This is a genomic window from Mesorhizobium sp. CC13 (genome assembly GCF_039907765.1).
Taxonomy (GTDB): Bacteria; Pseudomonadota; Alphaproteobacteria; order Rhizobiales; family Rhizobiaceae; genus Aminobacter.
In genome coordinates this window covers 389,118-415,645 of the sequence record NZ_JARDJI010000003.1, presented here as the reverse complement: position 1 = coordinate 415,645, position 26,528 = coordinate 389,118, and the positions used below count along the sequence as shown (strand labels likewise).

The window sequence follows — 26,528 nt, the reverse complement described above, 5'->3', positions numbered from 1 at the left end:
ATGCGGATCGGCTTGCCCGACTTCTGCCGCTCGATCAGCTCGCGCGCCAGGCCCACCGGTGCAACGTTGATCGTCATCTGATTGATCCTCCCACGACAAGCGAGCAGCTGCTCTTCTCGCCGGAGTGGTATTGAACATATGTATTCCTGTCAATACGAATGTGCCAATCGCGCATGTGCTGCGCATATCGCGCCGACACCCGGCGCCGCGCCATCGATGCTGCGAAAGCTAAGCGCGGAATGATCACGGCTGCTTGGGCCGCGCTGATCGGCGGCGTCTCGGACAAATGCGCCCTCGCCTCGCCATGTATACAAAGCAGGTTGCTCTTGCCTGAATGGGCCAGGTGCTCTGCGTCGGTCGTCAATGCCGGACGGAAGGCGTTCCATCGACAGGCCCCCTCATGGCACCTGACACGGCGCCTTGAAGCTGAGGATTCCACGAAGGTTGAGTTGACAACCGAAAAATTACATCCAATACCAAATCAAGATAGTATACAATTATTCGGCGCCAGACGCCCTTCGCCATGGCAGGCCTTCCGGCCCGCGAGGAACGCATGCGAATAAAGCTCATCAACCCGAACACGACGCAGTCGATGACCGATCTCATCGGCGACGCTGCACGTGCGGTGGCTGCCCCGGGAACCGAAATCCTCGCCGTGACCTCGCGCTCCGGCGCGGCCTCCATCGAAGGCCACTACGACGAGGCGATGAGCATCATCGGGCTCGTCGACGAGATCATCGACGGGCCGGCGGCCGATGCCTACGTAGTCGCCTGCTTCGGCGATCCCGGCCTGCTGGCGGCACGCGAGATCACCGATGCGCCGGTGTTCGGCATCGCCGAGGCCGCGATGCACGCCGCGACATTCGTTTCCACCGGCTTTTCCGTGGTCACGACGCTGGAGCGCACCCGCGTCATTTGCGAGCATCTGGTGCGCAGCTATGGCATGCAGCACCATTGCCGCCGCGTGCGCGCCACCGACGTTCCGGTGCTCGAGCTGGAGAAGCCGGAATCGAACGCCCGCGCCATCATCCTGGCCGAGTGCGAGAGAGCGCTGACCGAAGACCGCTCCGAAGCGATCGTGCTCGGCTGCGCCGGCATGGCCGATCTCGCGAAGTATCTGGAGGACAGGCTACAGGTGCCGGTGATCGACGGCGTCGTGGCCGCGGTCAAGTTCGCCGAGGCGGTCGTCGGCATGGGCCTGAAGACGTCGAAGCGGGGCGATCTCGCCTACCCGCTGCCGAAGGCATATCGCGGCAAGCTGGCCGGCTACGCACCCGAGATAAGGCTCGTCGGCGGATCGAGGACGCGAAAGGTCAGTTAGCCCTGAGGTTTGAACAGCGTCCTGAAGTCGACCCGCACCGGCTGATCGGAAAGGTCGATCTGGGCCTCGATATGGCGGAGATGGTGGTCCATGTACTGCGCAGCTTTCTTGCCGTCATGCCGCTTCAATGCGTCCACGATTTCCTTGTGCTCGCTGTACGAGCATGGCACAGCGCCCGGCGATTCGTACAACGCGATGATCAGCGAGGTACGCGAGACGAGTTCGTGGACGAAGTCGCGCAGCACGTCGTTGCCGGCCAGCGAGGCAAGTTCGCGATGAAAGTCGCCCGAGAGCAGCAGCCGCTTCTGCTTGCTGTCCTGTTCGAGCGCCTCGGCCTCGGCGCCCACCATGGCCGTCAGCCTTTCGACATCGGCCTTGGTGATGGTCGACGCGAGTTTTTCGACGAGCAGGCACTCGACGCCGCGGCGCGCCTCGAACACCTGCCGCGCCTCCTCGATGGAGGGCTTGGCAACGAAGGCGCCCTTGTTGGGGATGAGGTCGACGAGCTTTTCGTGCGAAAGCCGTTGCAGCACCTTTCGGATGATGGTGCGGCTGACACCGAACGCGCTCGCCAGGGCATCCTCCTGCAATGGCGTCGCCGGCCGGATCTGGTGATGGATGATCGCGGCGTAGATTTCGGCATGGATATGCTCGTCGGTGCCGCCGCCACGTTTCCGAGCCGGTCCGGATTGATCCGATTGAACGACGGTCTTCAAGGCGCGAGGCTCGCGTAGCATGTCACGATCCTGGTGATTGGGCATAGGGAGGACTTAGTGTGTATTCTATCCCGTACAATGCCGGCATGGAACATGCCATAGCCGCCTTTCCAATCAGACCGCCTGCCAATCGGCGATGATGCACTCCCTCCCGGTTCAGCACCTGCGATCGGGGCATCTTCGCAACCTCCTCACCCACCGACTCCGCCGAGCTTTCCCATGACCGACCTGCTGATCACCAATGTCCGCCCCGATGCCGGATCCACCGCCGACATCCTGATCGAGGATGGCCTGATCGCGGCCGTCGGGCCTGACCTCGCGCCGCGCGAGGGAATGGAGGTCGTGGACGGCAACAACGCCATTGCCATCGCCCCCTTCGTCGAGGCCCATGTCCACCTCGACAAGATCCTCTGGGGATTGCCCTGGCACAGCATCAACGTGCCGGATTCGCTCAGGGCGATGATCGACAATGAAGTGGAGATCCGCCGAACCTTGCCGTGGTCGGTGCCCGAGCGCGCCGGCAACCTGATTCGCCAATGCGTGGCCATGGGCTCGACCCACATTCGCAGCCACGTCGACATCTCGCCCACCTACCGGCTCGACAACCTCCACGGCGTGCTCGAAGCCTGGGAGAGGACAAAGCACGCGGTCGACATCGAGATCGTCGCCTTTCCGCAGCTCGGCATGCTGGTCGAGCCGGGTACGGCCGAACTGATGGAGGCGGCACTCGACGAGGGCGCGACGATCATCGGCGGCATCGATCCCGCCAGGATCGACGGCAACCCGGCCGGCCACCTCGACACCATCTTCGACATCGCCCACCGCAAGCAGGCCAAGATCGACATCCACCTGCATGAGCGCGGCGAGCTCGGCCTCTACGAGATCGGCCTCATCGCCGAACGCACCAAGGCGCTCGGCATGCAGGGCAGGGTCGTCGTCAGCCACGCCTTCTGCCTGGGCACCGCCTCGCGCGACGAGCTGTCGCGCGCCATCGACCAACTCACGGGCGCCGGCATCGGCATCATCTCGGCCGTGCCGGGCGACATTCCCGTGCCGCCGCTGTTCGAACTCGCCGACCGTGGGGTGCGCTGCGCCATCGCCTCCGACTCGCTGCGCGACACCTGGAACCCGCATGGCAACGGCGACATGCTCGAACGCTGCTGGCTCCTGTCCTGGCGCGGCAACTGCCGCACCGACGCGGAACTGGTCGCTGCCCTCGACATGGGCACCAGGCGCGGCGCCGACCTGCTCGACCTCGAGGGACATGGGCTGGAGCCGGGCTGCGACGGCAGCCTCGTCCTGGTCGAAGGCGAGAACCTCGCCCAGATCGTGGTCGACCGGCCGAAGCGTGCCCTCGTGGTCAAGCGCGGCCGCGTCGTCGCCAGGAACGGCGCCTGGGTCGATGAGAAGTAGGACAGGCCGCGCGCCGGCCGGTCAGTCCAGCGCTCGGTCGAGATGGGTGTAGCCGCCGTCGACGAACAGCCACTGACCGGTCGTGTGGCTGGCCTTGTCGGAGAGCAGGAAGATGACGGTGTCGGCGATTTCCTCCGATGTCGTCATGCGTTGTCCCAGCGGGATGCGGCGGGTGATTTCCGCCAGCCGCGCCTCGGGATCGTCGAAGGTCTTCAGCCATTTCTCGTAGAGCGGCGTCATCACCTCGGCCGGGATGATGGCGTTGACGCGGATGCCGTCGCCGCGCAGGGCGGCCGCCCATTCGCGCGTCAGCGACAGCTGGGCGCCCTTGGCGGCGGTGTAACCGCTGGTGCTGCCCTGGCCGGTGAGCGCGGTCTTGGACGAGACGTTGACGATCGCGCCGCGCGACTTCCTGAGCCACGGCAGGCAGTGATGCGCGGTCGTGTAGTAGTGGATCAGGTTGCGCTCGAGCGACTCGCGGAAGGCATCGGGGCCGGCCTCGAGATCGATGCCGTCATTGATGCCGGCATTGTTGACCAGCCCGTCGATGCGGCCGAAGGCCTTTGCCGCCTGCTCGACGGCCGCGCCGATCTCGGGATCGTGCATCAGCTCGACCTGGACGAAGTGTGAGCGCGGGCAGGCTGCCTTCAGCTTCGCGGCGAAGTCGTCGGCCAGCGGGCTGCGGCCGAAGACGACTGGGATGGCGCCCTCGGCAGCGAGGCCGAGCGTGACTGCGCCGCCGATGCCGGCGCCGCCGCCGGTGACGATGACCACCTTGTCCTTCAGCCCGAGGTCCATCCGTGTCAGCCCTTGAACTGATAGTCTTCGAGTGTCGCCGGCTTCATCTCGATGGAGAAGCCGGGCGCCATGGGCGGCATGTAGGCGGCGTTGCGGACGACGCAGGGTTCCTTGAAGTGCTCGTGCAGGTGGTCGACATATTCGACGACGCGGCCCTCGCGAGTTCCGGCGATTGAGACATAGTCGATCATCGACAGGTGCTGGACGTATTCGCACAGGCCGACGCCGCCCGCATGCGGGCAGACCAGCAGGTCGTATTTCGCTGCCATCAAGAGCACGGCGAGGATCTCGTTGACGCCGCCGAGGCGGCAGGAATCGATCTGCACTACGTCGATGGCGCTGCGCATGATGAACTGCTTGAACATGATGCGGTTCTGGCACATCTCGCCGGTGGCGACCTGGACCGGGGCGACGCCCTCGCGGATCTTGCGGTGGCCCTCGACGTCGTCGGGGTTGGTCGGCTCCTCGATGAACCACGGCTTGGCGAAGGCGAGGTCGCGCACCCAGTCGATGGCCTGGCCGACTTCCCAGACCTGGTTGGCGTCGATCATCAGTTGGCGGTCGGGGCCGAGCACCTCGCGGGCGATGCGCAGGCGCCTGATGTCGTCGGCCTTGTCGCGGCCGACCTTGAGCTTGACGTGGTTGAAACCGGCGTCGACTGCCTCCTGGCAGAGCCGGCGCAGCTTTTCGTCGCCATAGCCGAGCCAGCCGGCCGAGGTGGTGTAGCAGGGGTAGCCTTCGCGCTCGAGCGTGGCGATGCGCTCGGCCTTGCCGACTGCCTTCTCGCGCAGCATGGCGAGCGCCTCGTCGGGGGTGATGCAGTCGGTGATGTAGCGGAAGTCGATGCAGCGCACGAGTTCCTCGGGCGACATGTCGGCGACCAGCTTCCACACCGGCTTGCCCGCCATCTTGGCCCAGATGTCCCAGACGGCGTTGACGACGGCGCCTGTGGCCAGATGGATCGCGCCCTTGTCGGGCCCGATCCAGCGCAGCTGGCTGTCCGAGGTGACATGGCGCCAGAAGCCGCCCATGTTTTCGGTGACCTCGGCCATGTCGAGGCCGACGACGAGATGGCGCATCGCCTCGATCGCCGCGCAGCAGATCTCGTTGCCGCGGCCGATGGTGAAGGTCAAGCCGTGGCCTTCGATATCAGGGTTGTCGGTCTTGAGGATGACATAGGCCGCCGAATAGTCGGGGTCCGGGTTCATCGCGTCGGACCCGTCGAGATGCTGCGACGTCGGAAAGCGCAGGTCGAGCACCCGCATGTCGATGATCTTGGTCATGGTCTTGGGTCCTCACAGCATGGTCCCGAAAAGCGGACTTTCCGGACGGGATCGGGCGACTGGAACAGGGCCTGGAGCGGGATGGCGGCGCGATGCGAGCCCATCCCGCTCCGGGGATCAGGCAGCGACGACGCGCTGCCTCTGGGTGCCCAGGCCTTCGATGCCGAGGGTCATCGTCTGGCCGGGCTTGAGATAGACGGGCGGTTTCTGGCCGAGGCCGACGCCGGGCGGGGTGCCGGTGGAGATGACGTCGCCGGTCTGCAGGCTCATGAAGCGGCTGAGATAGGAAACGACATGCGCGACGCCGAAGATCATGGTCCTGGTCGAACCGTCCTGGAAGCGCTTGCCGTCGACGTCGAGCCACATCTTGAGGTTCTGCGGGTCGGAGACCTCGTCGGCGGTCACCATCCACGGGCCGGTCGGGCCGAAGGTGTCGCAGCCCTTGCCCTTGTCCCAGGTGCCGCCGCGCTCGATCTGGAATTCGCGTTCGGAGACGTCGTTGACGACACAATAGCCGGCGACGTGGGACATGGCATCGGCCTCGTCGATGTAGCGGCCGGGCTTGCCGATGACCACGCCGAGCTCGACCTCCCAGTCGGTCTTGACCGAGCCGCGGGGGATCTCGACGTCGTCGTCGGGACCGACGATGGCCGAGGTCCACTTGTTGAAGACGATGGGTTCGGCCGGGATGGCAGCACCCGTTTCGGCGGCGTGGTCGGCGTAGTTGAGACCGATGCAGATGAACTTGCCGATGCGGCCGACGCAGGCGCCGAGGCGCAGATCCTGCTGCGGCGTGCCTGCGACCAGCGGCAGGGTCTCGGGGTCGATGCCGCGCAGGCGGGCGAGGCCTTCGGGCATCAGCACGTCGCCGGCGATGTCGTCGACGTGGCGCGAGAGGTCGCGGACGCGGCCGGAGGCGTCTAGCAGGCCGGGCTTTTCTTTGCCCATCGGGCCGTAGCGGAGCAGTTTCATCTGGTATCACCTTGTTGGAAAAAGAGCCGGAGGCGGCGGACCGCCTCCGGTGAGAGTTGCGCTCGATCAGTCGTACAGCACCGCTGCGATTTCGGGCTGATCGATGTTCGACTTGTCGTAGTAGTAGAAGCCGGTGTCGATGTGCTTTTCGACCGCCTCGCCCTTTGCCGCCTTCACGGCTGCCTCGACGGTCTTGTAGCCAATGCCGACCGGGTTCTGGGTGATGGCGCCGGCCATCTGGCCGTCGCGGATCGCCTGCTTCTGCTGGGCACCCGAGTCGTAACCGATGATCACCAGCTGGCGGCCGAGCTCCTTGGCGCCGTTGACGACGCCGATGGCAGAACCTTCATTGGCACCGAACATGCCCTTGAGGTCGGGGTTGGCCTGCAGGATCGCCTTGGTGATCTCGGTCGACTTGAGATGGTCGCCCTCGCCATATTCGATGGCGACGATCTCGACCTTCGGATGGGCTTCCTTCATGCGGTTGACGAAGCCGTCCCGGCGGTCGATGCCGGTGCGGCTGGTCTGGTCGTGGACGACGAGCGCGACCTTGCCTTCGTCGCCGATCAGCTCGGCCATCTTGTCGGCGGCGAGAGCGGCCGCGGCGATGTTATCGGTCGAGGCGGTGGCCACGGGGATGTCGCTGTCGACGCCGGAGTCGAAGGCGACGACCGGGATCTTGGCGTCCTTGGCCTGCTGCAGGAGCGGGATCGCCGCCTGGCTGTCGAGGGCGGCGAAGCCGATGGCCGCCGGCTTCTTGGCAAGCGCTGCCGAAAGCATGTCAATCTGGCGGTCGACCTGCGATTCCGAATCCGGGCCTTCGAAGGTGACGGTGACGCCGAGGTCGGCGGCAGCCTTGTCGGCACCCGCCTTCACGGCCTGCCAGAACTGGTGCTGGAAGCCCTTGGAGATCAGCGGGATGTACATCTTGTCCTGGGCAAGCGCGAAGCTCGAGCCGTAGCCCAGGATCGCTGCGGCGCCGATGGCGCCGAGCACGGTGCGTCTAGTGAACATGTTTCCTCCTAACATTCATTTTCCGATCCGAAATTTGCCTGGAGCGCTTTCGCTCTCTTCTTGGTGTTGGCGCAGCAACGGGCTGCGCGAAGCAAGCCTTCCTCAAAGCCTGCGGCGCCGCAGAATGTCGGTGTAGACGGCGAGAATGATGATCGAGCCGGTGACCACGGTCTGCCACTCCTGGGCGACCGAAAGGATGCGCAGCCCGTTGGCGAGCACGGAGATGATGAGCGCGCCGATGAGCGTGCCGATGATGGTGCCGCGGCCGCCCGAAAGCGAGGTGCCGCCGATGACGACGGCCGCGATGGCGTCGAGCTCGTAGCCCTGACCGAGCGCCGGCTGGGCCGAGTTGAGGCGCGAGGCGATGAGCAGGCCGGCGATGCCGCAGATCGAGCCGGCGAGCGCATAGACGGCGATCTTCCAGCGGTTGGTGTTGACGCCGGAGAGCCGCACGGCCTCCTCGTTGGAGCCGAGCGCGAAGGTGAAGCGGCCAAGGATGGTGCGCTCGAGGATGAAGCTCGCTGCAATCGCCACCAGGAACAGGATCAGCACGCCATTGGGGATGGGCAGGGTGGGGAAGACCGAGCCGATGAGCGAACCCTGCGAGATTTGGGTGAAGCCGGGGCTATTGTTGAAATAGATCGGCCGCGTGCCCGAGATCACCAGCGACAGGCCCTTGAGGATCAGCATCATGCCGAGCGTGGCGATGAAGGGCGGGATCTTGAGCTTGGCGACGAAGGTGCCCGACAGCGTGCCGCTGGCAGCACCCGCGAGGATGGCGGCCAGTACGCCGAGGCCGAGCGGCATGCCCCAGAAGGTCAGAACCACGCCCGCGCAGACGGCGCAGAAGGTCATCAGCGTGCCGACGGAGAGGTCGATGCCGCCGGTGATGATCACCAGCGTCGCCGCGATCGCCAGCACGCCGTTGACCGACGTCGCCTGCAGGATGGCGATGATGTTGGAGGTCTGCATGAAGTTGGGCGAGGCGAGGCTGAACACCGTGACCAGCGCGATCAGGCTGGCGAAGGCGAGCAGGCGATGCTGGGCGCCCGAAAAGCGAGGGCCGGACGAGACATTCGCGGTCGATGTCGTCGTGCTCATTTTGTCGCTCCCTTTGCCGGCTTATTGTTTTGCTCGCCCCGCAGCGTGGCGAGATGCATGATCTCCTCCTGGCTGGCGCCTGCAGGCAGGATGCCGGTCAGCCGGCCCTCGCACATGACGGCGATGCGGTGGCTGAGCCTCAGCACCTCGGGCAGTTCGGAGGAGATGACGATGATGGCGCGGCCCTGCTGGGCGAGCGCGTTCAACAGCTTGTAGATCTCGTTCTTGGCGCCGACGTCGATGCCGCGCGTCGGCTCGTCGAAGATCAGCACCTCGCAGTCGCGCAGCAACCACTTGGCGATGACTATCTTCTGCTGGTTGCCGCCCGACAGCAGCCGCGCTTCCTGGCGGTCGGACGGCGTCTTGATGGCGAGCCGGTCGATGTAGCGGACGGCCGCGTCGTGCATGGCCGCCTCGCGCAGCAGGCCGCCGGTGCCGGCGAAGCGCGACAGGCTGGCGAGCACGATGTTGTTGCGCACGTCCATGCCGGTGGCGAGGCCGAAATGCTTGCGATCCTCGGAGAGGTAGCCGATGCCGGCGCGCACGGCGTCCTCGGGCTTGCGGATGTCGACCTTCTTGCCGTGCATGAAGACGTCGCCGCCGTCGCGCCGGTCGGCACCGAAGATGGCGCGGGCGACCTCGGTGCGGCCGGCGCCCATCAGGCCGGCGAAGCCGAGGATCTCGCCCTTGCGGACCGAGAAGGAGACGTCGCGGATTTCGCTGCCGCGGCTGATGTTCCTGACCTCGAGCACGATTTCGGAGTTCGAATGGTCGGGCACGACGGGGCGCTCGTCGGACAGGGCGCGGCCGACCATCATGGCGATGATCTTTTCGACCGGGGTCTCGGCGGCCGGCACGGTGCCGATATATTCGCCGTCGCGCATGACCGTCACCCGGTCGGCGATGCGCTTCAGCTCGTCCATCTTGTGGGAGATGTAGACGATGCCGACACCCTCGGTCTTGAGACGGGCGATGATGGCGAAAAGCTCGTTGATCTCGGCGTCGTTGAGCGCCGCCGTCGGCTCGTCCATGATCAGCACGCGCGAGCGGTAGGACAGGGCCTTGGCGATCTCGACCATCTGCTGGCGGGCAATCGTCAGCCCGCCGACCGGCGTGCGCGGGTCGAGCTTGAGATGCATCGAGGCGAAGATCTCGGCGGCATCGGCATTCAGCTTCGCCTCGTCGAGCAGCAGGCCGCCGGCCTTGCGCGGTTCGCGGCCGATGAAGATGTTCTGCGCCGCCGTCAGATGCGGCATCAGGTTGAGTTCCTGATGGATGATGCCGATGCCGAGGTCCTGCGCCTGGCGCGGCGAGTTGATCTCGACCGGCTTGCCGTCGAGCAGGATCTCGCCGCCGTCGCGGCGGTAGATGCCGGCGAGGATCTTCATCATCGTCGACTTGCCGGCGCCGTTCTCGCCCATTAGCGCATGGACCTCGCCGGAGCGCAGGTCGAGCTGGGCGTTGTGCAGCGCGCGCACGCCGGGGAAGGATTTCTCGATGTCCTTCATGGCGACGAGGGCGGTCATGTGCGGCCTCCGGCGATTCCGTAGAAGGATGCGGCGGTGCCGCCGAGGATGGCCGAGCGTTCTGGCTGACCGAGGCCGTCGAGCAGGCGGGCGGTGACCTCGTCCCAGAAGGCGAAAGGTGCTGCAAGCGTCAGTACCGGCCAGTCCGAGCCCCAGATCAGGCGGTCCGGCCCGAACCAGGTGAGCAAGCTGTCGACGGTGGGACGCAGGGCTTCCGCTACCGCTTTCGGCGTTGTCCTGCGGTCAGCCGGCAGTTCGGTGAGCAGGCCCGAGAGCTTGCAGTGCAGATGCGGATGACCTGAGAGTTCGGCCATGCCGAGCTTCCACATGGCGTGGCGCGGATCGTCTGGAGGTGCTGCGAAGGCCGGCTTCGCGGCATGGTCGATGACGACGGGCAGGTCCGGATGCATCTCGACGAAGCGGCGCAGCGCTGAGAGATGCTGCGGCAGGACGAGCGCATCGAAGCGCAGGCCGAGGCGCTTGAGCGCAGCGACGGTTTCGGCGTCGGGGCGGCTGGCGATCCAGTCGATGTCGGGCAGATCCTGCAGCATCGGCCGGACTCCCTTGAACAAGGGATTCTTCGCCAGGCGTTCGAGCGAAGCGACGCTGTCGGGTGAAGAGAGATCAACCCAGCCGACGACACCGGCGACGGCTTCGTCGTCGTCGCCCTGGTCGAGCAGGAACTGCGTCTCGGCCTCGGTCGGTGCCGCCTGGACGAGGATGCGCTTGCCGATGCCAGCCTTTTCGGCCAGCGGGCGCATTTCGGCTGCGCCGAAGTCGCGGTAGATGGGCGCGAGGTGGGCCTCGTCTGGCGTCAGCCAGCCGTAGTCGCCGCGCTGGAGCGCCCAGTAATGGCAGTGGCCGTCGATCCTTGCGATCATGGCCGCCGCTCCGCCTAGATGGTGACGCCGCCGTCGACCAGGACCGCCTGGCCGGTGACGAAACGCGACTCGTCGGACAACAGGTAGACGACCAAAGGCGCGATGTCGTCGACGGTGGCGAGCCGGCCGATGGGCTGGCGGGCGATGAAGTCCTTCTCGGCCTGCACCGGGTCGGCGGCGGCTGCAATGCGGCCGCGCAGCGAGGGCGTGTCGACCGTGCCGGGGCAGAGCGCGTTGCAGCGGACGCCGCGGCGCACATAGTCGGCGGCCATTCCCTTGGTGAAGCCGATGACGGCGGCCTTCGTGGCGCCGTAGAGCAGGCGGTTGGGGAAGCCTTTGATCGACGAGGCCATGGAGGCCATGTTGAGGATGGCGACGCCGCCGGTCTTTTCGGCGCGCTCGAGCATGCCGGGCAAGAACGCCTTGGCCGTGCGGTACATGCTCTTGACGTTGAGGTCGAAGCTGAAATCCCAGTCTTCGTCGCTGCAGTCCATGATCGTGCCGTTGTGGACGAAACCGGCGCAGTTGAAGAGTCCGTCGAGCGGCGCCTGGCCGGCGGCGAAGGCGGCCACGGCCTTGCCGTCGCGCACGTCGAGGCGATGGGTCTCGATGTTGCTGCTCTCGCCCGAAAGCGCTTTCAGCGCCTCGTCATTGATGTCGGTGGCGATGACATGGGCGCCCTCCTTGGCGCAGGCCAGGGCGCTGGCGCGGCCGATGCCCTGGGCGGCGGCGGAAATGAAAATGCGTTTCCCGCTTAGTCGCATAACCGTCGCTCCTCCCAGCAAACTGCTTGCGCTTCTGTCTATATACGAACATACTATTCATAAATGAACCAGCCTTGCAATGGGGAATCGTGGGGCGGATCGAAGGGGAGGATTTCGCATCATGCCAAAAGGGCCGGCAAAGACCGCCAACAGCGCGGACAAGGACGGGCGCTACCGCGCGCCGGCGCTGGACAAGGGGCTCGACATACTGGAGCTGCTTTCGGAGCAGCCAGGCGGCCTGACCCGGGCCGAGATCGTCAAGGCGATGGGGCGCGGGCCGAGCGAGGTCTACCGCATGCTCGAGCGGCTGGTGGCGCGCGACTTCGTCAGCCGCTCACCCGAGGGCGACCGCTACGCGCTGACGATGAAGCTATTCATCCTCGCCCACCGCCACCCGCCGGTTCGCCGCCTGGTGGCGCGGGCGCAGCCGCTGATGGACGCGTTCTCAATCGCCGCCGGCCAGTCATGCCATCTGGTGGCGCCCGACCGTGACGCGGCACTGGTGGTGGCGCATGCCAGCCCGCCCGGCAACTGGGAGTTCGGCATCCGCATCGGCGCGCATATCGAGCTTTTGACCACCAGTTCCGGCCACATTTTGCTGGCCTTCCAGGACGAGCATTCGCAGGCGGAGGCGGCCGCACGCTGGGACGGCACCGACATGGCCGTAGCCAGGGAGAAGCTGGAGCCGGTGCTGAAGGCCTATCGCGACACCGGCCACCGCGTCGGCGCGAGCCAGCAGATGCACGCCATCGACGACATCTCGGTGCCGATCCTGTCGCCGGACGGTTATGCCATCGCCGTGCTGACCTGCCCCTACATCCAGCGCATCGACGACAGGCAGGCCGACATCGACCAGACGCTGGCGCTGCTGAAGGACGTGGCGGCGAAGTTGTCACTGTCGTGAGATTTCTAGCCCCTCCCCACAAAAGGAGGAAGGGGACTATGAGCGCAGCGCTGCCCCTCACCCTTACCCTCTCCCCGTAGAACGGGGAGCGGGGGGCGTCAGCGTTGCGGCTGATCTCTTTGATGTCGAGCAGTGAGCGCAGTCGTTGCGGTCGGCCTCCTTCTCCCCGTCATTACGGGGAGAAGGTCCGGTAGGGGATGAGGGGCAGCCGCGCCTTCCAAGAGAAGGCGCTGAGGGTGGCGCCCTTTCCGGGAAGGGGCCAAGGTCCCGCAAAAGATGGGGGTCGAGCTGTTCCGAACTCCTCAAGCCCCCGGCGGCACGACCCCCTTGCGCACGGCGAAGTCGGCATAGAAGCGGCGTTCCTGGGTCTGGATCACGGCATAGGCCTGCTTGGCGCGCTCGTAGAAGGCGAAGCGCTCGATGCCGACCATCTTGGTGCCGGTGCCCTCGATCAGCTTGCCGACCTCGCGCTGGACGTCGGGGATCTCGTCGGGCTTGCCGACCACTTCCATGCGCCCGAAGGCGTCGTCGACGAAGGTGTCGACAGGCATCACCGAAAGCACCGCCTTCATGACGCTGACGATGTCGTCGTCGATGCGCAACGGCCGGCCGAAGACGGTCTGGCGCGCCATCGCATCGGCCGGGAAATTCGCGTCGGCGATGATCAGGTCGTCGCCATGGCCCATGGCGCGGAGCACATAGAGCACGTCGGGGCCGAGCAGCGGGTCGATGCCTAGCAGCATTTCTTTCACCTGTGCGGTTGAGGGCGTGGGGCGGCTGCCCATCGTTCCAGAATTGCAGGCGGTCCGACCGGGCGCAAGGCGCCTGCCCAAGCATTTCCGTATTCCCGAAGCGGGCGCCAGCCTTCCGGGAGGCGCGCCTCAAGCGCCGCGGACAAATCCTTCGGAGGCGACCAGAAGGTTGCGCGTATAGTCCTGCGCCACGTTGCGCGTGGCGAGGTCGCCCGCTTCCAGCCGTTCGACCTCCTGGCCGTTCTGCATCACCATCAGGCGCTCGCACATGTGGGTGATGACGCCGAGGTCATGGCTGACCATGACGAAGGTGAGCTTGCGGTCGCGGCGCACCTGTTCGAGCAGGTTGAGCACTTCGGCCTGCACCGAGGCGTCGAGCGCCGAGGTCGGCTCGTCGAGCAGGAGGATCGACGGTTCCAGGATCAGCGCACGGGCAATGGCGACGCGCTGGCGTTGGCCGCCCGACAGCTGGTGCGAGTAGCGGAAGCGGAAGCTCGAACCGAGGCCGACCTCATCGAGCGCGCGCAGGATGCGCTTTTCGGTGTCGGCGAAGCCGTGGATCGCCAGCGGCTCCAAAAGCAGTCGATCGACCGTCTGGCGCGGGTGCAGCGAGCCATAGGGGTCCTGGAACACCATCTGGACCTGGCGGTAGAACGCCTTGTCGCGGGTCCGGCCGAGACGCTTGCCGTTGACGTCGATGGTGCCGCCGGAGACCGGTGCGAGGCCGGCGACCGCGCGCAGCAGCGTCGACTTGCCCGAACCGGATTCGCCGACCAGCCCGAAGGACTCTCCGGTGTTGACGGTGAGGTTGACGTCCTTCAGCGCGACGAAGTCGTCATAGACGACGCGCAGCTTGTCGATCTTGAGGGCAGCGGTCACAGCAGCCACTCCGGCTTTCGGTCGAGCACCGGCAGCGGATGCCTGTCGGCGCCGATCCTGGGCATGCAGTTGAGCAGGCCCTGAGTGTAGGGGTGCCTGGCCTGCGACAGCTCGGAGGCCTTCAGCTCCTCGACGATCCTGCCGGCATACATGACGATGACGCGGTCGCAGAAGGTCGAGACCAGCCTGAGGTCGTGCGAGATGAAGATGAGGCCCATGCCGCGGTCGATGACGAGGCGATCGAGGATGCGCAGGATGTCGAGCTGGACGGTGACATCGAGCGCCGAGGTCGGCTCGTCGGCGATCAGCAGCTCCGGCCCGGCAATCAGCATCATGGCGATCATGGCGCGCTGGCCCATGCCGCCGGAAACCTCGTGCGGATACAGCGCAAAGACGCGCCTGGGGTCACGGATCTGCACGGCGGCAAGCATGTCGAGCGCCTTTTCGCGCGCCTCGGCCTTCGAGACCTTCTCGTGTGTGCGGAGGGTCTCGACGATCTGGCGGCCGATGGTCATGACCGGATCGAGCGAGTATTTCGGATCCTGCAGGATCATGGCGATGCGGTTGCCGCGCAGCTCCCGGCGCTGGGCCGGGGAAACCTTGAGAAGGTCGATGCCGCTGAACTCCAGCCGCTTGGCCGAAATGTTGGCATGCTCGGGGGTGAGCCCCATGATGGCGCGGCCGGTCTGCGACTTGCCCGAGCCGCTCTCGCCGACGATACCGAGCCGTTCCTGGCCGAGCGAGAAGCTGACGCCGCGCACCGCCTGCACCATGCCGGTGCGGGTCGGGAAGTCGACCCGCAGGTCCTCGACGTGGAGCATCGCGCTCATTGGCCGCCGCTCCGCGGGTCAAGGGCGTCGCGCAAGCCGTCGCCGAGCAGGTTGAAGCCGAGGCTGACGATCAGGATGGCGGCACCCGGCGCGGCTGCCACCCACCACTGGTCGAGGATGAAGCGGCGTCCCGACGCGATCATCGCACCCCATTCGGGCAGCGGCGGCTGGGCGCCGAGGCCGAGGAAGCCGAGGCCGGCGGCAGTCAGGATGATGCCGGCCATGTCGAGGGTCACCCGCACGATCAGCGACGAGATGCAGAGCGGCATGATGTGGCGCAGCACGATGCGCATCGGCGAGGCGCCCATCAGCTTGACCGCCGAGATGTAGTCGGAGCTGCGCACGGTCAGCGTCTCTGCCCGGGCGATGCGGGCATAGGGCGGCCACGAGGTCAGCGCGATGGCGATGATTGCGTTTTCGATGCCGGGGCCGAGAGCGGCGACGAAGGCCAGCGCCAGCACCAGCTTGGGAAAGGCGAGGAAGATGTCGGTGATGCGCATCAGCACCGCGTCGACCCAGCCGCCGGCATAGCCGGAGACAGTCCCGACAAGGAGGCCGATGGGGGCGGCGATGACGGCGACCAGCACCACCACCTGCAGCGTCAGCCGCGAGCCGTAGATCAGCCGCGAGAGGATGTCGCGGCCCTGGTCATCGGTGCCGAGCCAGTAGGCCGCGCCGGGCGTCATCAGCCGCGCGTTCTTGAGGTCGCCGATATAGGGCGAATAGGGCGCCAGCAGCGGCGCGAAGGCCGCGACGAAGAGCAGCGCCAGGATGATGGCGAGGCCGACGACGGCGAGCCTGTTGGCGGTGAAGCGGCGCCAGGTGAGATAGGCGCGGCCGAGCCGTGCCTGCATGCGCGACTGCGGCCGGTCGGTCAAAAGCCATTCGCGGCGTGTCATGGCCGTGTCGCTCATCTGATCCGCGTCCTTGGGTCGAGCATGCGATAGAGCAGGTCGGAGAGGAGGTTGATGCCGATGAACACCGAACCGATGACGATGGTGCCGCCGAGCACCGCGTTCATATCGGCGTTCTGCAGCGAGTTGGTGATGTAGAGGCCGAGACCTGGCCAGGCGAACACCGTCTCGGTCAGCACCGAGCCTTCGAGCAGGCCGGCGTAGGAAAGCGCGATCACGGTGACCAGGGGCACCGCGGCGTTGCGCAGCGCGTGGCCCCAGATGATGCGGGCTTCCGACAGTCCCTTGGCGCGCGCCGCGACGATGTATTCCTGGCTGAGCTCGTTCAGCATGAAGGAGCGCGTCATGCGGCTGATATAGGCGAGAGAGAAATAGCCGAGCAGCGAGGCCGGCAGGATGATGTGGGAGAAGATGTCCTTGAAGGCGGCCCAGTCGCGGTTGATGACGGCGTCGAGCAGATAGAAGCCGGTGACGGGCGTGAACGTGTATTCGAACACGACGTCGATGCGGCCGGGGCCGGAGGTCCAGCCGAGGCGGGCATAGAAGATCAGCAGCGCGATCAGCCCGAGCCAGAAGATTGGCACCGAATAGCCGACGAGGCCGACGACGCGCACGATCTGGTCGGCAAGGCTGCCGCGCCGCACCGCGGCCAGCACGCCGAGCGGAATGCCGAGCGCGGCGCCGATGACGGTGCCCACGGTGGCAAGTTCCATCGTGGCCGGGAAGACGCGGCGGATGTCGGTCATCACCGGGTTGGTGGTCAGCACCGAGGTGCCGAAGTCGCCCGACAGCACGCCTTTCACATAGAGAAAGAACTGCTGGTAGTAGGGAAGGTTGAAACCCATCTCGATGCGCGTGCGCTCGACGACATGAGCCGGCGCGCGGTCGCCGACGATGGCGAGCACCGGATCGATCGGCACGACGCGGCCGATGAAGAAGGTCACGGCCAGGAGGCCGAGATAGGTCGTGGCGACGATCGCCAGGAAGCTGGCGATCGAGCCGACGATGGCGGAGGCGCGCCGGTTGGCGCGCCTCGCGGGCGTTCTGGTGTCAGCGGTGCTCAACGGTCTGATCCTGCTGGATCATTCCTTGGTCACGGGCGCCACGAAGTTCGAGTCGAAGCTCGGCCCGAGCTTGTAGTTCTTGACGTTGCCGCGCATGCCGGCGACCTCGGTCTGCTGGAAGATCAGCACGAACGGGCTGGTGTCGAGCGCAGCCTGCTGCAGTTCCCGATACATGGCCGCGCGCTTGTCGGCGTCGCGTTCGAGCAGGGCGGCCTTGGTCTTCTCGCTCAGTTCGGGCACGTCCCAGGCATTGCGCCAGGCCAGCGTCTTCACCGTGCCGTCGTCGGCATTGTTCGGGTTGGAGGTGAAGGTCTCGGCGTTGGAGTTCGGATCCCAGTAGTCCATGCCCCACTGGCCGATATACATGTCGTGGTTGCGGGCGCGGTACTTGGTCAGCGTCTGCTTGCCGTCGCCGGGGATGATCTCGACCTTCACGCCCGCCTGCCCGGCGGTCTGCTGGAAGGCTTCGGCGATGCCTGTCACCGGCTGGGTGTTGCGCACGTCCATGGTGACCGAGAAGCCGTCCTTCAGGCCTGCCTTCTCGAGCAGTTCCTTGGCCTTGGCGACGTCGAACTTGAACGGATCGGAATCGAGCGCGCCGAGCACGCCCTTGGGCTGGTAGGTCTGGCGGATCTCGCCGATGCCCTTGATCAGGGTCGAGCCGATGGCGTCGTAGTCGACCAGGTATTTCAGCGCCTGGCGCACCTCGGGCTTGGCGAGGTTCGGGTTCTTCTGGTTGAGGCTGATGTAGTACACCGTGCCCTTGGGCGCGCTCGTCGTCGCGAGAGCGGCATTCTTGGACACCGCCTCGAGGTCGCCCGGCTCCAGGTTGCGGGCGACGTCGACGTCGCCGCTTTCGAGCATCAGGCGCTGGGTCGCGCTTTCCTTGACGTGGCGATAGATGACGCGTGCGAGCGCCGGCTTGTCGCCATAGTAGTTGTCGTTGCGCTCCATCACGAGGATTTCGTTGGCGCGCCAGTCGCGGATCTTGAACGGACCCGAGCCGGCATAGCCGGTCTTCATCCAGCCGTTGCCGAAGTCGTTGTCGAACTTGTAGTCGTCGGTCGGGGTTACGGACGCGACATGCTCCAGCACGAGCTTCTTGTCGACGACCGCGCCGACGGTCGCCGTGAGGCAATTCAGCACGAAGCTCGGGGCGTACGCCTTGTCGACGGTGAGCACGAAGGTGCTCTCATCCGTCGCCTTGGCCTTCTCGGCGACATTGTCCTTGGTCAGGCCGAACTGGGTCAGGATGAAGGCCGGGCTCTTGTCGAGCTTGACGACGCGCTCGAACGACCAGGCGACGTCCTCGGCGGTGATCGGGTTGCCGGAAGCGAACTTGAGGCCCGGCTTGAGCTTGAAGGTGTAGGTCAGGCCATCGTCGGAAACCGTCCAGCTCTCGGCGATGCCGGGCTTGACCTTGGAGGTGTCGTCGACATCGAGCCGCACCAGCATGTCGTAGGCGTTGCCGAGGAACTCGGCCGGGCTGAGTTCGAAGGATTCTGCAGGATCGAGCGTGATCGTGTCGTCGATGGCCCAGGCCTGCACCAGCGTGTCTGCCGGCGTCTCGGCGAGAGCTGGGGCGGCGCCAAAAACCAGCGCCGACATGGCGGCGCCGGCGAGCATCACGCGGAAATGTCCGTTCAGTTTTCCGATAAACATGTCTTCAGTTCCCCCAGTTGACGAAAGTTATCGTTCTCAGGCTGCCTCGTGCCAGGCCGAGCGCAGCACCCTGAGCCAGTTGTCGCGGCAGATTTTCGCCAGTTCCGCGTCACCATAGCCAGCATCCCGCATGGCAGCAACGAGCCGCTGCAGCCCGGCGGCGTCGCCGATTTCGGCCGGGATCGTGGCGCCGTCGAAGTCCGAACCCATCGCCACGCCGTCGATGCCGACGCGCTCGACGAGATGGTCTATGTGCCGGATCATGTCGGAAAGCGGCGTGTCGGCGCGCTTGGCGCCGTCCTCGCGCAGCATGGTGACGGCGAAGTTCAGGCCGACCAGGCCGTTGCTCTCGCGCACGGCGTCGAGCTGCTTATCGGTCAGGTTGCGGCTGATCGGCGTTAAGGCGTGCGCGTTGGAATGGCTGACGATCAGCGGCTTTTCCGAAAGCCTGGCCACGTCCCAGAAACCCTGTTCGGTGATGTGGGCGAGGTCGATGGCGATGCCCATTCGGTTGCAGGCCTTGACCAGCCTTTTGCCGGCCTCGGTCAGGCCGGGACCGGTATCGGGGCTCGACGGGAAGGCGAAGGGCACGCCGTGGCCGAAGATGGTGTTGCGGCTCCAGACGGGGCCGAGCGAACGCAGGCCGGCGGCGTAGAAGACGTCGAGCGCCGCGAGATCGGCGTCGATGGCCTCGCAGCCTTCCATGTGCAGCACGGCGGCGAACTTGCCTGCCGCCTCGGCTGCCTCGATGTCCGTCGAGTTGCGGCAGATCTTCCAGCCCCCGGCACGTTCGATCCTGAAGGCGATCGCAGCCATGTCGAGGGCGACGTCCAGCGATGGCGAACGTTCGAGTGGCGCCGAAAGCGGCACCACATAATGGCCATTGGTGTCGCGCAGGTCGTCGCGGATGCTGCCGGAGGTGATGTAGATGGCGCAAAGGCCGCCGACGAGACCGCCTTTGCTGGCACGGGCCATGTCGATATGCCCCTGCCGGGTACCCTCGATGAACTCGGCCACCGGATCCGCGCCCTTGGCCGCGTTGTTCCACAGCCGGAAAAGCACGTCGTTGTGGCCGTCGAATACTGGCTGCATCTTTCACTCCTCGTGGCGAGAGTTGAAGGGCGCGGGCCGGCCAAGTCAATCTGCCCGGGACGAGGCCACCGGTGTGTAAACCGCGGTTCCGCCTGGTAAGGTACTGGCAGGACCAAAAGGAACCTGCCGCTGGACCACTCGGCCTAGCACAGCCTTGCGATGAGATTTCGGCCTCGGTTCACATAGATCTTTGGCAGTCTATGCTCGCGCTCGGCCGTCTCGCCGAACCGATAGAGGCCCACGGCGCCCAGACCTACTTCGCGAGCTGATCCAATCTCAGCGTCGCCGGGTCGGAATCGCCCGGCGGCGCTCCGGACAGGCATTTTCCTGTTGATGAGCCCGAGACGCGGGCGTACGGCTACGGTCGGAATACCGACTGACCCCCAATAACCTTTCTCCGGCGGCACCGACATGTCCTTCGTTCCAGACCTGGCGACCATCCTTCAGTTCGCCGTCGCCACCTTCATCATTGCGATCACGCCCGGACCCGACATGACGCTGTTCGTCGGCCGCGCGCTTTCGGAAGGCCGCAAGGCTGGTTTTGCCTGCATGGCAGGCGCCATGACCGGCATAGTCATCCACACCACGCTGGTAGCGCTTGGGCTGTCGGCGCTGATCGTCGCGTCGCCGGAGGCCTTCATGGCGCTGAAGATCGTCGGTGCCGGCTATCTCGTCTGGCTCGCCTTCCAGGCGGTCACCAAAGGGTCGGCCTTTTCTCCCGACACCACCAAGCGCGAGCCCCGCTCGGTCTTCCAGAACTGGGCGACGGGGCTGGGCATAAACCTGCTCAACCCGAAGATCATCCTGTTCTTCATGACCTTCCTGCCGCAGTTCGTCTCGGCGAGCGACACCAACGCGCCGGGCAAGCTGTTCTTCCTTGGCGCTATGTTCATCGTGCTGTCGCTGCCGATCACTGCACCGATGGTGATCGCCGCCGACAAGTTCGCCGGCCTGCTCAGGAAGAGCCCGCGGGTCACCCGCATCGTCGACTATCTGTTCGCCGGCGTGTTCTCCGCGTTTGCGCTGAAGATCCTTACGGCGCAGGCGAAGTAGGTGGCTGGTCGCGCCACGTGCCAGCAAAGCGGCCGGTGACGAACCAGTAGGCGATGCCGCCGATGAGCCCGCTGCCGATGATCGACACCGGCAGCAGCGGGTCGCGATAGGCGAAGCCGCCGTCGCCGCTGCGGTAGGCAAAGCCGATGAAGACGAGCGCCACGAAGCCGCCGGCCAGCGCGTAGAACAGCCAGTCGCGCTTGCCCAGAAGCTCGGCGAGCAGCATCACGACCACGGCCGGCACCAAGGTGAAATAGGCCACGAACAGCGCCACGAAGGGTATCGAGAAGACCAGCGAGCCGTGGGCCACTTCCACGGGGATCTCCGGCGCGATGACGCCTGCAACGCCGAGGAAGATCACGTTCAGGAATGCGCTGGCGGCAAGCGACGCCGCCAGGAAGCCCAGCACCATGTGGGCGAACTTGCCGAGATAGATGAGGACGCGGCTCACGCCTCGCCGTGTCCGGCGATCATCATCGCCTCGAGCGCCAGGCGCTCGCTCTTCTTCAGGCGCTCGGATTCCGACTTCAGCTGGCCGCAGGCGGCGAGGATGTCGCGGCCGCGCGGCGTGCGGATCGGCGAGGCATAGCCGGCCTGGTTGATATAGTCGGCGAACTTCTCGATCTGCTCCCAGTCCGAGCACTGGTAGTTGCTGCCGGGCCATGGGTTGAACGGGATCAGGTTGATCTTGGCCGGCACGCCCTTGAGCAGCTTGACCAGTGCCTTGGCGTCTTCGAGGCTGTCGTTGATGTCCTTCAGCATCACATATTCGAAGGTGATGCGGCGGGCGTTCGACAGGCCGGGATATTTGCGGCAGGCGTCCATCAGCTCGTTGAGTGGGAACTTCTTGTTGATCGGCACCAGGAGGTCGCGCAAATCGTCGTTGGTGGCGTGCAGCGAGATCGCCAGCATCACGCCGATCTCCTCGCCGGTACGGAAGATCTCGGGCACGACGCCCGAGGTCGACAGCGTGATGCGGCGCTTGGACAGCGCCAGGCCGTCGCCGTCGGAGGCGATCAGCAGCGCCTTCTTCACCGCCTCGAAATTATAGAGCGGCTCGCCCATGCCCATCATGACGATGTTGGAGACCTTGCGGCCTTCGGCCGGCACGATGGCGCCCGCCGGGGTGTCGCGGTCGGGGAAATCGCCGAGCCGGTCGCGCGCGGTCAAAAGCTGCGCCAGGATTTCTTCCGCCGTCAGGTTGCGCACCAGTTTCTGGGTGCCGGTGTGGCAGAACGAGCAGGTGAGCGTGCAGCCGACCTGCGAAGAGATACACAGCGTGCCGCGGCCTTCCTCGGGGATGTAGACGGTCTCGATCTCGACCGGGCGGCCGGCGCCGCGCGGGGGAAAGCGGAACAGCCACTTGCGCGTGCCGTCCGACGAGATCTGCTCCTCGACGATCTCGGGGCGCGAGATGGTGAAGTGCTTGGCCAGCTCGGCGCGCAGATCCTTGGAGATGTTGAACATGTCGGCGAAGTCGGAAACGCCGCGAACATAGAGCCAGTGCCAGAGCTGCTGGACGCGCATCTTGGCCTGGCGCTCGGGAACGACGCCGGAGGTGATCAGGGCTTCCGCGAGCTCCTCGCGGGTGAGGCCGATCAGCTCTCCCTTGGCGGGCGTGGCGCGCAGCGCGTCGCGGGTGGTATCGGCGGTGAGGTCGAGCGAAACGGTCATTCGGGCTCAGCTAGCTTCGGATATCGGCAAATGTAGGATTTTGGCGCCACATATCACAGGTCCGGCGCTGCGTCACGTTTTGGCGGCCATGCATTTCCGCCTGGGCTTCGCCACTTGTTAAGATTCCAGCTGCGATGCTGCGCCCATGACCGGCATGTTCCAGATCGTGCTCGCGCTGCTTGCCGTCAACGGCGCGGCCTTCCTTGCCTTCTGGCGCGACAAGAGGCTGGCCAGCGCCGGCGCGCGGCGCATCCCCGAAAGGACGCTGCTCTGGCTCGCATTTGCCGGCGGCAGCCTAGGTGCTGTGACGGCACAGCACCTGTTCCGCCACAAGACGCACAAGGAGCCGTTCCGCTCGCAACTCTATGCCATTGCCGCCCTGCACGCGCTGGCGCTGGCCACGTTGGGTGCCTGGCTCGTGGCGCCGCAATGGCTGGCGGACCTGCTCGGCCTGGCACCCGGTGTCGTTTCGTGAGGGCCTGGTTCGCCTGGCGGAGAGGCAAGCACCAAGCAAAAAGGCCGGGCGAAAATCGCCCGGCCTTCGAACTGTTCGCGGCCTGCGCTTACTTGCAGGTGGCGATCGAGCCCAGGGCGGCCGAAATGCCCTTGAGCGAGAACACATAGCTGGTCGGGTTGCCGCGCCCGGACTTGGCTGCGACCTTCATGTCCGAGCCGCCCTTCATGGCGGCGATCAGCGCCGGCTCCTCGGCGGCGTTCTCGACCCAGGCAGACCTGCCCTTGGTGAACATGGAGAACGACTTGTCGCCGATGGTGACGGTGACCTTGGAATTCGCCTGGAAATCGTAGCCGGCAATGAACTGCGGCTCGAACGACACCTTCTGGCCAGGACGCTGGCTGACGAAGAAGAACATGTCGCCATGGTCGAGCGTCGGCGGCTGCTTGTCGGTGGGCACCGTCAGCACGTAGCAGACCTTGCCGTTCTGCGCCTGGTAGCTGTAGGTCCCCCACGAATTGTACTGGCCGATCTTGGTCGCCGACTGGGCCAGCGCCGGCATTGCCGAGACTGCCAGCACCAGACCCGAAATTGTAGCTATCAATCCGCGCATTGCTTTTCCTGTATCTCAAATGGAGCGGGAGGCAGGCTGGCAGCTCGCCCGCCCGTTCGCTTCATTTTGATTTAATCTGGGTTACCAAAGGATGAATCGCCCGTGAAAAGCGCCGTTCGCCCGCTGGCCCGCAGCCTATACCGCCGCGCAACGGGCGCGGCACCCTGTCCCTTCGAGGGTTGAAAACCACGAACAAGGCAAGAGTTTGACTTTTCGTTTCGGCCTGAAACAGGGCTGGCTCCGGCCACTCACTATTCGCGCGACAGCGCTTCCCTGGCGGCCAGCCGATGCGCCGGCGTCATGTGCGAGCGCACGGCCGCGAACGCGGCCGTCAGCACCGCGATGTCGTCGGTGAAGCCGATGCCGACAAGCACGTCGGGAATGGTGTCTGCCGGCAGGATGAAATAGGCAAGCGCGGCAAGCAGGATGCCCTTCGCGCGCAGCGGCGTCTGCTTGTCCATGGCGCAATAGTAGCCGGCCACCACTTCTTCCATGAAGGGGATGTGGCGGCCGACAGCCTTGGCCTTGCGCCAGAACTTTTCCCGCACCTCGCTCTCGCTCGCGCCGGTGCCGGTCGCGTCGTTGCGGAAATGGTCAAATCCCGGGAATTTCACCATCTGGGCAATCTCCTTCGCGACGAAATGTGGGAAAGCGTCGCCCCCGCTGCAAGGTCGGCGGCTCAGGAACCGAAATAGGCGCTCATGCGCTTGGCAAGCTTGAAATCCAGTTCGGTCAGCCCGCCCGCGTCATGGGTATTCAGCTTGACGTCGACCGTCTTGTAGACATTCGACCAGTCGGGATGGTGGTCGAGCTTCTCGGCGGCTAGTGCGACACGGGTCATGAAGGCGAAGGCCTCACTGAAATTCTTGAACTCGAAACGCCTCGAAATCGACAGGCCGTCGCCGGCGAGTACCCATCCGTCGAGCGAAGCCAATCCCTCCTTCACCTCGGCAGGTGCTAGTTTCTCTCTGGCCATTTGGTGCTCCCATGCTAATCGAGATCGTACGCCAGCATAGCGCGGTCATCCGAGGCAGGGGCAGGAAAATATGAGCAACGGATTGCCAAGATCGATCCTCTTCGTCTGCCTCGGCAACATCTGCCGTTCGCCGCTGGCCGAGGGCGTGTTTCGCGCCGTGCTCGCCGAACGCGGCCTGGAGGCATATTTTGCCATCGATTCGGCTGGAACCGGCGGCTGGCATGCCGGCTCGGCCCCCGACCCCCGCTCGATCGCGGTTGCGGCGCATCACGGCATCGACATCGCCGGACAGCAGGCACGCAAGGTGACCATTGCAGATTTCGAGCGCTTCGACCTCATCCTCGGCATGGACCGTTCGAATGTCGACGACCTGCACCGGCTGGCGCCGCAAGGCTCTCCGGCGCGCATTGAGCTGTTCCTCGGCCATGCCTCCGGCGCGGAGAAGGACGTTCCCGATCCCTATTATGGCGGCGAGGACGGCTTTATGGACGTCTACCGCATGATCCGCGAGGCTTCGGAAGCACTGGCCGACCGGCTCGCCGGGTGCGAGGAGACGCCGTTGAGCGGCCAGGCTTCCTCGACGATGTAAGGGCCGCCGCCGACGGAATCGCGCGACGACATCAAGACGAAGCGGCCGACGCGGAATGGCACGGTGGCGAAGTTGCCGCGCGCCGAAAGATAATGCGCCACGTCGAGCGGGCTGGTGTTGCGCAGCCTGGCAAGGGTGACGTGCGGGGAGAACTTGCGCGGGTCGGAAGGCACGCCGACGCGCTGGCAGATGCGTTCGATCTCGGCCTGCAGGGCGATGAGCTCTGGCGAAGGGATGACCCCGGCCCAGACGGCATGCGGCTTCTTCTGGCCGAAGGCACCGACGCCCGACAGCGTCAGCGAGAAGCCGGGCCGGTCGACGCGGTCGAGCGCTTCGACGATCTCGTCGGCGACATGGCCTTCGACATCTCCGATGAAGCGCAGGGTGAGGTGGTAGTTCTCGACGTCGATCCAGCGCGCTCCCGGCAGGCCTCCCCGCAGGAGCGAGAGGGAAAGTGCCGCGTCGCGCGGAATTTCGAGGGCGGTGAAAAGTCGCGGCATGGCCAGGCTCCCTTCTCCTCGAATCGAAATTCGTAAGCTCAGCGAATCATCGATCGCCCCATCGGGCAAGCTGTTTGTTCAGCCGCCGCTGAATAGACAACGTTTGTGACAGGCAAGTGTTGCAGCCCTGCATGCCGGTCATATGGGCCGGCTCATTTGCCGGCGATGGCCTTTTCGACGGTCGGCAGGGCGCGCTCGACCATGCGGTCGATGCCGGCCGCGTTGGGGTGCATGCCGTCCTCGAGCAGCAGCGACCGGTCGCCGGCGACGCCGTCGAGGAAGAACGGATAAAGCGTGGCGCCGTATTTTTCCGCGAGTTTCGGATAGATCGTCCCGAACTGTTCGCCATAGGCATGGCCGAGGTTGGGTGCGGCGACCATGCCGGCCAAAAGCACCGGAATGTTGCGCTGCTTGAGCCGTGCCAGCATCTTGTCGAGGTTCTGCTCGACGAGCGCCGGGTCGATGCCGCGCAGCATGTCGTTGGCGCCGAGCTCTAGGATGACCAGCTGCGTTCCGTCGGGCACCGACCAGTCGAGGCGGGACAGGCCGCCGCTGGTCGTGTCGCCCGACACGCCGGCATTGGCGATCACCACATCGTGACCGCGGGCGCGTAGCGCCGCTTCGAGTTTTTCGGGAAAACCCTCGCCGGGTCCGAGGCCGAAGCCCGCCATAAGGCTGTCGCCGAAGCCGACGATGCGGAACGGTTCGGCCCGGGCGGCGGGCGCCGCCATGACCGCAAGTCCAAGCACGAGCGCGGCAAAGAACTGTTTGAAAGCCATCAAG

The 26,528-nt window shown here is 65.5% G+C and carries 29 protein-coding genes; 6 read left to right on the top strand and 23 right to left on the bottom strand.

Annotation, left to right across the window (positions count from 1 at the left end):
* The first annotated feature begins 553 nt into the window (after nt 1-553).
* Entirely contained in the window at nt 554-1,321 is a 768-nt protein-coding gene (locus PV773_RS07885; protein ID WP_347965806.1) for an aspartate/glutamate racemase family protein, read from the top strand.
* Here PV773_RS07885 and PV773_RS07880 read toward each other — a convergent pair.
* On the bottom strand, nt 1,318-2,058 hold the full coding sequence (locus tag PV773_RS07880) for a GntR family transcriptional regulator (protein ID WP_347965805.1): 741 nt from the start codon (nt 2,056-2,058) through the stop codon (nt 1,318-1,320). The genes PV773_RS07885 and PV773_RS07880 overlap by 4 nt on opposite strands.
* 198 nt (nt 2,059-2,256) lie before the next feature.
* Here PV773_RS07880 and PV773_RS07875 point away from each other — a divergent pair, with 198 nt between their 5' ends.
* A complete protein-coding gene (locus PV773_RS07875) occupies nt 2,257-3,450 on the top strand; it encodes an amidohydrolase family protein (RefSeq protein ID WP_347965804.1) in 1,194 nt (397 codons plus the stop codon).
* 21 nt (nt 3,451-3,471) lie between these two features.
* Here PV773_RS07875 and PV773_RS07870 read toward each other — a convergent pair whose 3' ends face one another.
* From PV773_RS07870 to PV773_RS07835, 8 genes are all read right to left on the bottom strand, one after another.
* On the bottom strand, nt 3,472-4,248 hold the full coding sequence (locus PV773_RS07870; protein ID WP_347965803.1) for an SDR family oxidoreductase: 777 nt from the start codon (nt 4,246-4,248) through the stop codon (nt 3,472-3,474).
* A 5-nt stretch (nt 4,249-4,253) separates the two neighbouring features.
* Complete coding sequence (locus tag PV773_RS07865; protein ID WP_347965802.1) at nt 4,254-5,531, bottom strand: L-fuconate dehydratase; 1,278 nt, start codon at nt 5,529-5,531, stop codon at nt 4,254-4,256.
* 117 nt (nt 5,532-5,648) lie between these two features.
* Nucleotides 5,649-6,503, bottom strand: a complete 855-nt coding sequence (locus tag PV773_RS07860) for a fumarylacetoacetate hydrolase family protein (RefSeq protein WP_347965801.1) — start codon at nt 6,501-6,503, stop codon at nt 5,649-5,651.
* Nucleotides 6,504-6,569: 66 nt separating this feature from the next.
* The gene (locus PV773_RS07855; protein WP_347965800.1) at nt 6,570-7,517 is read right to left on the bottom strand and encodes an ABC transporter substrate-binding protein; all 948 of its coding nucleotides are present in this window, start codon (nt 7,515-7,517) and stop codon (nt 6,570-6,572) included.
* A 102-nt stretch (nt 7,518-7,619) separates the two neighbouring features.
* Nucleotides 7,620-8,618 carry an ABC transporter permease gene (locus PV773_RS07850; RefSeq protein ID WP_347965799.1) on the bottom strand — a complete coding sequence of 333 codons (999 nt, stop codon included), beginning with the start codon at nt 8,616-8,618 and terminating at the stop codon, nt 7,620-7,622.
* Nucleotides 8,615-10,144: a sugar ABC transporter ATP-binding protein gene (locus tag PV773_RS07845; RefSeq protein ID WP_347965798.1), complete on the bottom strand. Its 1,530-nt coding sequence runs from the start codon at nt 10,142-10,144 to the stop codon at nt 8,615-8,617. The genes PV773_RS07850 and PV773_RS07845 overlap by 4 nt, the downstream gene beginning before the upstream one ends.
* On the bottom strand, nt 10,141-11,025 hold the full coding sequence (locus PV773_RS07840; RefSeq protein ID WP_347965797.1) for an amidohydrolase family protein: 885 nt from the start codon (nt 11,023-11,025) through the stop codon (nt 10,141-10,143). The genes PV773_RS07845 and PV773_RS07840 overlap by 4 nt, the downstream gene beginning before the upstream one ends.
* 14 nt (nt 11,026-11,039) lie before the next feature.
* The gene (locus PV773_RS07835) at nt 11,040-11,789 is read right to left on the bottom strand and encodes an SDR family oxidoreductase (protein ID WP_347965796.1); all 750 of its coding nucleotides are present in this window, start codon (nt 11,787-11,789) and stop codon (nt 11,040-11,042) included.
* Nucleotides 11,790-11,910: 121 nt separating this feature from the next.
* Between PV773_RS07835 and PV773_RS07830 the strand changes: the two genes are divergently transcribed.
* Nucleotides 11,911-12,693 carry an IclR family transcriptional regulator gene (locus PV773_RS07830; protein ID WP_347965795.1) on the top strand — a complete coding sequence of 261 codons (783 nt, stop codon included), beginning with the start codon at nt 11,911-11,913 and terminating at the stop codon, nt 12,691-12,693.
* Between the two features lie 302 nt (nt 12,694-12,995).
* On the opposite strand, the gene PV773_RS07825 is transcribed toward PV773_RS07830, so the two are convergent.
* The 7 genes from PV773_RS07825 to PV773_RS07795 all read right to left on the bottom strand — a co-directional run bounded on the left by PV773_RS07825 (nt 12,996) and on the right by PV773_RS07795 (nt 19,886).
* Nucleotides 12,996-13,436, bottom strand: coding sequence for an RbsD/FucU domain-containing protein (locus PV773_RS07825; protein WP_347965794.1), 441 nt, complete (start codon nt 13,434-13,436; stop codon nt 12,996-12,998).
* Between the two features lie 138 nt (nt 13,437-13,574).
* A complete protein-coding gene (locus PV773_RS07820) occupies nt 13,575-14,324 on the bottom strand; it encodes an ABC transporter ATP-binding protein (protein ID WP_347965793.1) in 750 nt (249 codons plus the stop codon).
* On the bottom strand, nt 14,321-15,154 hold the full coding sequence (locus tag PV773_RS07815; RefSeq protein ID WP_347965792.1) for an ABC transporter ATP-binding protein: 834 nt from the start codon (nt 15,152-15,154) through the stop codon (nt 14,321-14,323). The genes PV773_RS07820 and PV773_RS07815 overlap by 4 nt, the downstream gene beginning before the upstream one ends.
* Nucleotides 15,151-16,068: a nickel transporter permease gene (gene nikC, locus PV773_RS07810; protein ID WP_347965791.1), complete on the bottom strand. Its 918-nt coding sequence runs from the start codon at nt 16,066-16,068 to the stop codon at nt 15,151-15,153. The genes PV773_RS07815 and nikC overlap by 4 nt, the downstream gene beginning before the upstream one ends.
* Complete coding sequence (locus PV773_RS07805; protein WP_347965823.1) at nt 16,065-17,075, bottom strand: ABC transporter permease; 1,011 nt, start codon at nt 17,073-17,075, stop codon at nt 16,065-16,067. The genes nikC and PV773_RS07805 overlap by 4 nt, the downstream gene beginning before the upstream one ends.
* A 75-nt stretch (nt 17,076-17,150) precedes the next feature.
* Complete coding sequence (locus PV773_RS07800; RefSeq protein WP_347965790.1) at nt 17,151-18,794, bottom strand: ABC transporter substrate-binding protein; 1,644 nt, start codon at nt 18,792-18,794, stop codon at nt 17,151-17,153.
* A gap of 36 nt (nt 18,795-18,830) precedes the next feature.
* A complete protein-coding gene (locus tag PV773_RS07795; RefSeq protein WP_347965789.1) occupies nt 18,831-19,886 on the bottom strand; it encodes a dipeptidase in 1,056 nt (351 codons plus the stop codon).
* Nucleotides 19,887-20,297: 411 nt separating this feature from the next.
* Here PV773_RS07795 and PV773_RS07790 point away from each other — a divergent pair, with 411 nt between their 5' ends.
* Complete coding sequence (locus PV773_RS07790) at nt 20,298-20,939, top strand: LysE family translocator (RefSeq protein WP_347965788.1); 642 nt, start codon at nt 20,298-20,300, stop codon at nt 20,937-20,939.
* Here the strand turns inward: PV773_RS07790 and PV773_RS07785 are convergent.
* Nucleotides 20,920-21,390 carry a hypothetical protein gene (locus PV773_RS07785; RefSeq protein ID WP_347965787.1) on the bottom strand — a complete coding sequence of 157 codons (471 nt, stop codon included), beginning with the start codon at nt 21,388-21,390 and terminating at the stop codon, nt 20,920-20,922. The two genes, PV773_RS07790 and PV773_RS07785, sit on opposite strands and share 20 nt — an antisense overlap.
* On the bottom strand, nt 21,387-22,613 hold the full coding sequence (gene rlmN / locus PV773_RS07780) for a 23S rRNA (adenine(2503)-C(2))-methyltransferase RlmN (protein WP_347965786.1): 1,227 nt from the start codon (nt 22,611-22,613) through the stop codon (nt 21,387-21,389). Before rlmN ends, PV773_RS07785 begins: the two co-directional genes overlap by 4 nt.
* Before the next feature lie 145 nt (nt 22,614-22,758).
* Between rlmN and PV773_RS07775 the strand changes: the two genes are divergently transcribed.
* Nucleotides 22,759-23,088 (top strand): DUF1294 domain-containing protein, encoded by a 330-nt coding sequence (locus PV773_RS07775; protein ID WP_347965785.1) that lies wholly within the window; start codon nt 22,759-22,761, stop codon nt 23,086-23,088.
* Between the two features lie 88 nt (nt 23,089-23,176).
* Here PV773_RS07775 and PV773_RS07770 read toward each other — a convergent pair whose 3' ends face one another.
* The 3 genes from PV773_RS07770 to PV773_RS07760 form a co-directional block, all read right to left on the bottom strand.
* A complete protein-coding gene (locus tag PV773_RS07770) occupies nt 23,177-23,680 on the bottom strand; it encodes an invasion associated locus B family protein (RefSeq protein ID WP_340038615.1) in 504 nt (167 codons plus the stop codon).
* Between the two features lie 251 nt (nt 23,681-23,931).
* Nucleotides 23,932-24,297 (bottom strand): YkvA family protein, encoded by a 366-nt coding sequence (locus PV773_RS07765; protein ID WP_347965784.1) that lies wholly within the window; start codon nt 24,295-24,297, stop codon nt 23,932-23,934.
* Nucleotides 24,298-24,359: 62 nt separating this feature from the next.
* Nucleotides 24,360-24,656, bottom strand: coding sequence for a 4a-hydroxytetrahydrobiopterin dehydratase (locus PV773_RS07760; RefSeq protein WP_347965783.1), 297 nt, complete (start codon nt 24,654-24,656; stop codon nt 24,360-24,362).
* 70 nt (nt 24,657-24,726) lie between these two features.
* On the opposite strand from PV773_RS07760, the gene PV773_RS07755 reads away from it, so the two are divergent.
* The gene (locus PV773_RS07755) at nt 24,727-25,245 is read left to right on the top strand and encodes a low molecular weight protein-tyrosine-phosphatase (RefSeq protein ID WP_347965782.1); all 519 of its coding nucleotides are present in this window, start codon (nt 24,727-24,729) and stop codon (nt 25,243-25,245) included.
* Here the strand turns inward: PV773_RS07755 and thpR are convergent.
* Both thpR and PV773_RS07745 read right to left on the bottom strand, forming a co-directional pair.
* Nucleotides 25,149-25,745, bottom strand: a complete 597-nt coding sequence (gene thpR, locus PV773_RS07750) for an RNA 2',3'-cyclic phosphodiesterase (RefSeq protein WP_347965781.1) — start codon at nt 25,743-25,745, stop codon at nt 25,149-25,151. The two genes, PV773_RS07755 and thpR, sit on opposite strands and share 97 nt — an antisense overlap.
* A gap of 152 nt (nt 25,746-25,897) precedes the next feature.
* Entirely contained in the window at nt 25,898-26,524 is a 627-nt protein-coding gene (locus PV773_RS07745) for an arylesterase (protein ID WP_347965780.1), read from the bottom strand.
* Nucleotides 26,525-26,528 lie beyond the last annotated feature (4 nt).

Bases quoted from the DNA above. Each gene is read 5' to 3' on its own strand.
- PV773_RS07885 (WP_347965806.1), top strand. From the start codon at position 554: ATGCGAATAAAGCTCATCAACCCGAACACGACGCAGTCGATGACCGAT.
- PV773_RS07880 (WP_347965805.1), bottom strand. From the start codon at position 2,058: ATGCTACGCGAGCCTCGCGCCTTGAAGACCGTCGTTCAATCGGATCAA.
- PV773_RS07875 (WP_347965804.1), top strand. From the start codon at position 2,257: ATGACCGACCTGCTGATCACCAATGTCCGCCCCGATGCCGGATCCACC.
- PV773_RS07870 (WP_347965803.1), bottom strand. From the start codon at position 4,248: ATGGACCTCGGGCTGAAGGACAAGGTGGTCATCGTCACCGGCGGCGGC.
- PV773_RS07865 (WP_347965802.1), bottom strand. From the start codon at position 5,531: ATGACCAAGATCATCGACATGCGGGTGCTCGACCTGCGCTTTCCGACG.
- PV773_RS07860 (WP_347965801.1), bottom strand. From the start codon at position 6,503: ATGAAACTGCTCCGCTACGGCCCGATGGGCAAAGAAAAGCCCGGCCTG.
- PV773_RS07855 (WP_347965800.1), bottom strand. From the start codon at position 7,517: ATGTTCACTAGACGCACCGTGCTCGGCGCCATCGGCGCCGCAGCGATC.
- PV773_RS07850 (WP_347965799.1), bottom strand. From the start codon at position 8,618: ATGAGCACGACGACATCGACCGCGAATGTCTCGTCCGGCCCTCGCTTT.
- PV773_RS07845 (WP_347965798.1), bottom strand. From the start codon at position 10,144: ATGACCGCCCTCGTCGCCATGAAGGACATCGAGAAATCCTTCCCCGGC.
- PV773_RS07840 (WP_347965797.1), bottom strand. From the start codon at position 11,025: ATGATCGCAAGGATCGACGGCCACTGCCATTACTGGGCGCTCCAGCGC.
- PV773_RS07835 (WP_347965796.1), bottom strand. From the start codon at position 11,789: ATGCGACTAAGCGGGAAACGCATTTTCATTTCCGCCGCCGCCCAGGGC.
- PV773_RS07830 (WP_347965795.1), top strand. From the start codon at position 11,911: ATGCCAAAAGGGCCGGCAAAGACCGCCAACAGCGCGGACAAGGACGGG.
- PV773_RS07825 (WP_347965794.1), bottom strand. From the start codon at position 13,436: ATGCTGCTAGGCATCGACCCGCTGCTCGGCCCCGACGTGCTCTATGTG.
- PV773_RS07815 (WP_347965792.1), bottom strand. From the start codon at position 15,154: ATGAGCGCGATGCTCCACGTCGAGGACCTGCGGGTCGACTTCCCGACC.
- nikC (WP_347965791.1), bottom strand. From the start codon at position 16,068: ATGAGCGACACGGCCATGACACGCCGCGAATGGCTTTTGACCGACCGG.
- PV773_RS07800 (WP_347965790.1), bottom strand. From the start codon at position 18,794: ATGTTTATCGGAAAACTGAACGGACATTTCCGCGTGATGCTCGCCGGC.
- PV773_RS07795 (WP_347965789.1), bottom strand. From the start codon at position 19,886: ATGCAGCCAGTATTCGACGGCCACAACGACGTGCTTTTCCGGCTGTGG.
- PV773_RS07790 (WP_347965788.1), top strand. From the start codon at position 20,298: ATGTCCTTCGTTCCAGACCTGGCGACCATCCTTCAGTTCGCCGTCGCC.
- rlmN (WP_347965786.1), bottom strand. From the start codon at position 22,613: ATGACCGTTTCGCTCGACCTCACCGCCGATACCACCCGCGACGCGCTG.
- PV773_RS07775 (WP_347965785.1), top strand. From the start codon at position 22,759: ATGACCGGCATGTTCCAGATCGTGCTCGCGCTGCTTGCCGTCAACGGC.
- PV773_RS07770 (WP_340038615.1), bottom strand. From the start codon at position 23,680: ATGCGCGGATTGATAGCTACAATTTCGGGTCTGGTGCTGGCAGTCTCG.
- PV773_RS07765 (WP_347965784.1), bottom strand. From the start codon at position 24,297: ATGGTGAAATTCCCGGGATTTGACCATTTCCGCAACGACGCGACCGGC.
- PV773_RS07760 (WP_347965783.1), bottom strand. From the start codon at position 24,656: ATGGCCAGAGAGAAACTAGCACCTGCCGAGGTGAAGGAGGGATTGGCT.
- PV773_RS07755 (WP_347965782.1), top strand. From the start codon at position 24,727: ATGAGCAACGGATTGCCAAGATCGATCCTCTTCGTCTGCCTCGGCAAC.
- thpR (WP_347965781.1), bottom strand. From the start codon at position 25,745: ATGCCGCGACTTTTCACCGCCCTCGAAATTCCGCGCGACGCGGCACTT.
- PV773_RS07745 (WP_347965780.1), bottom strand. From the start codon at position 26,524: ATGGCTTTCAAACAGTTCTTTGCCGCGCTCGTGCTTGGACTTGCGGTC.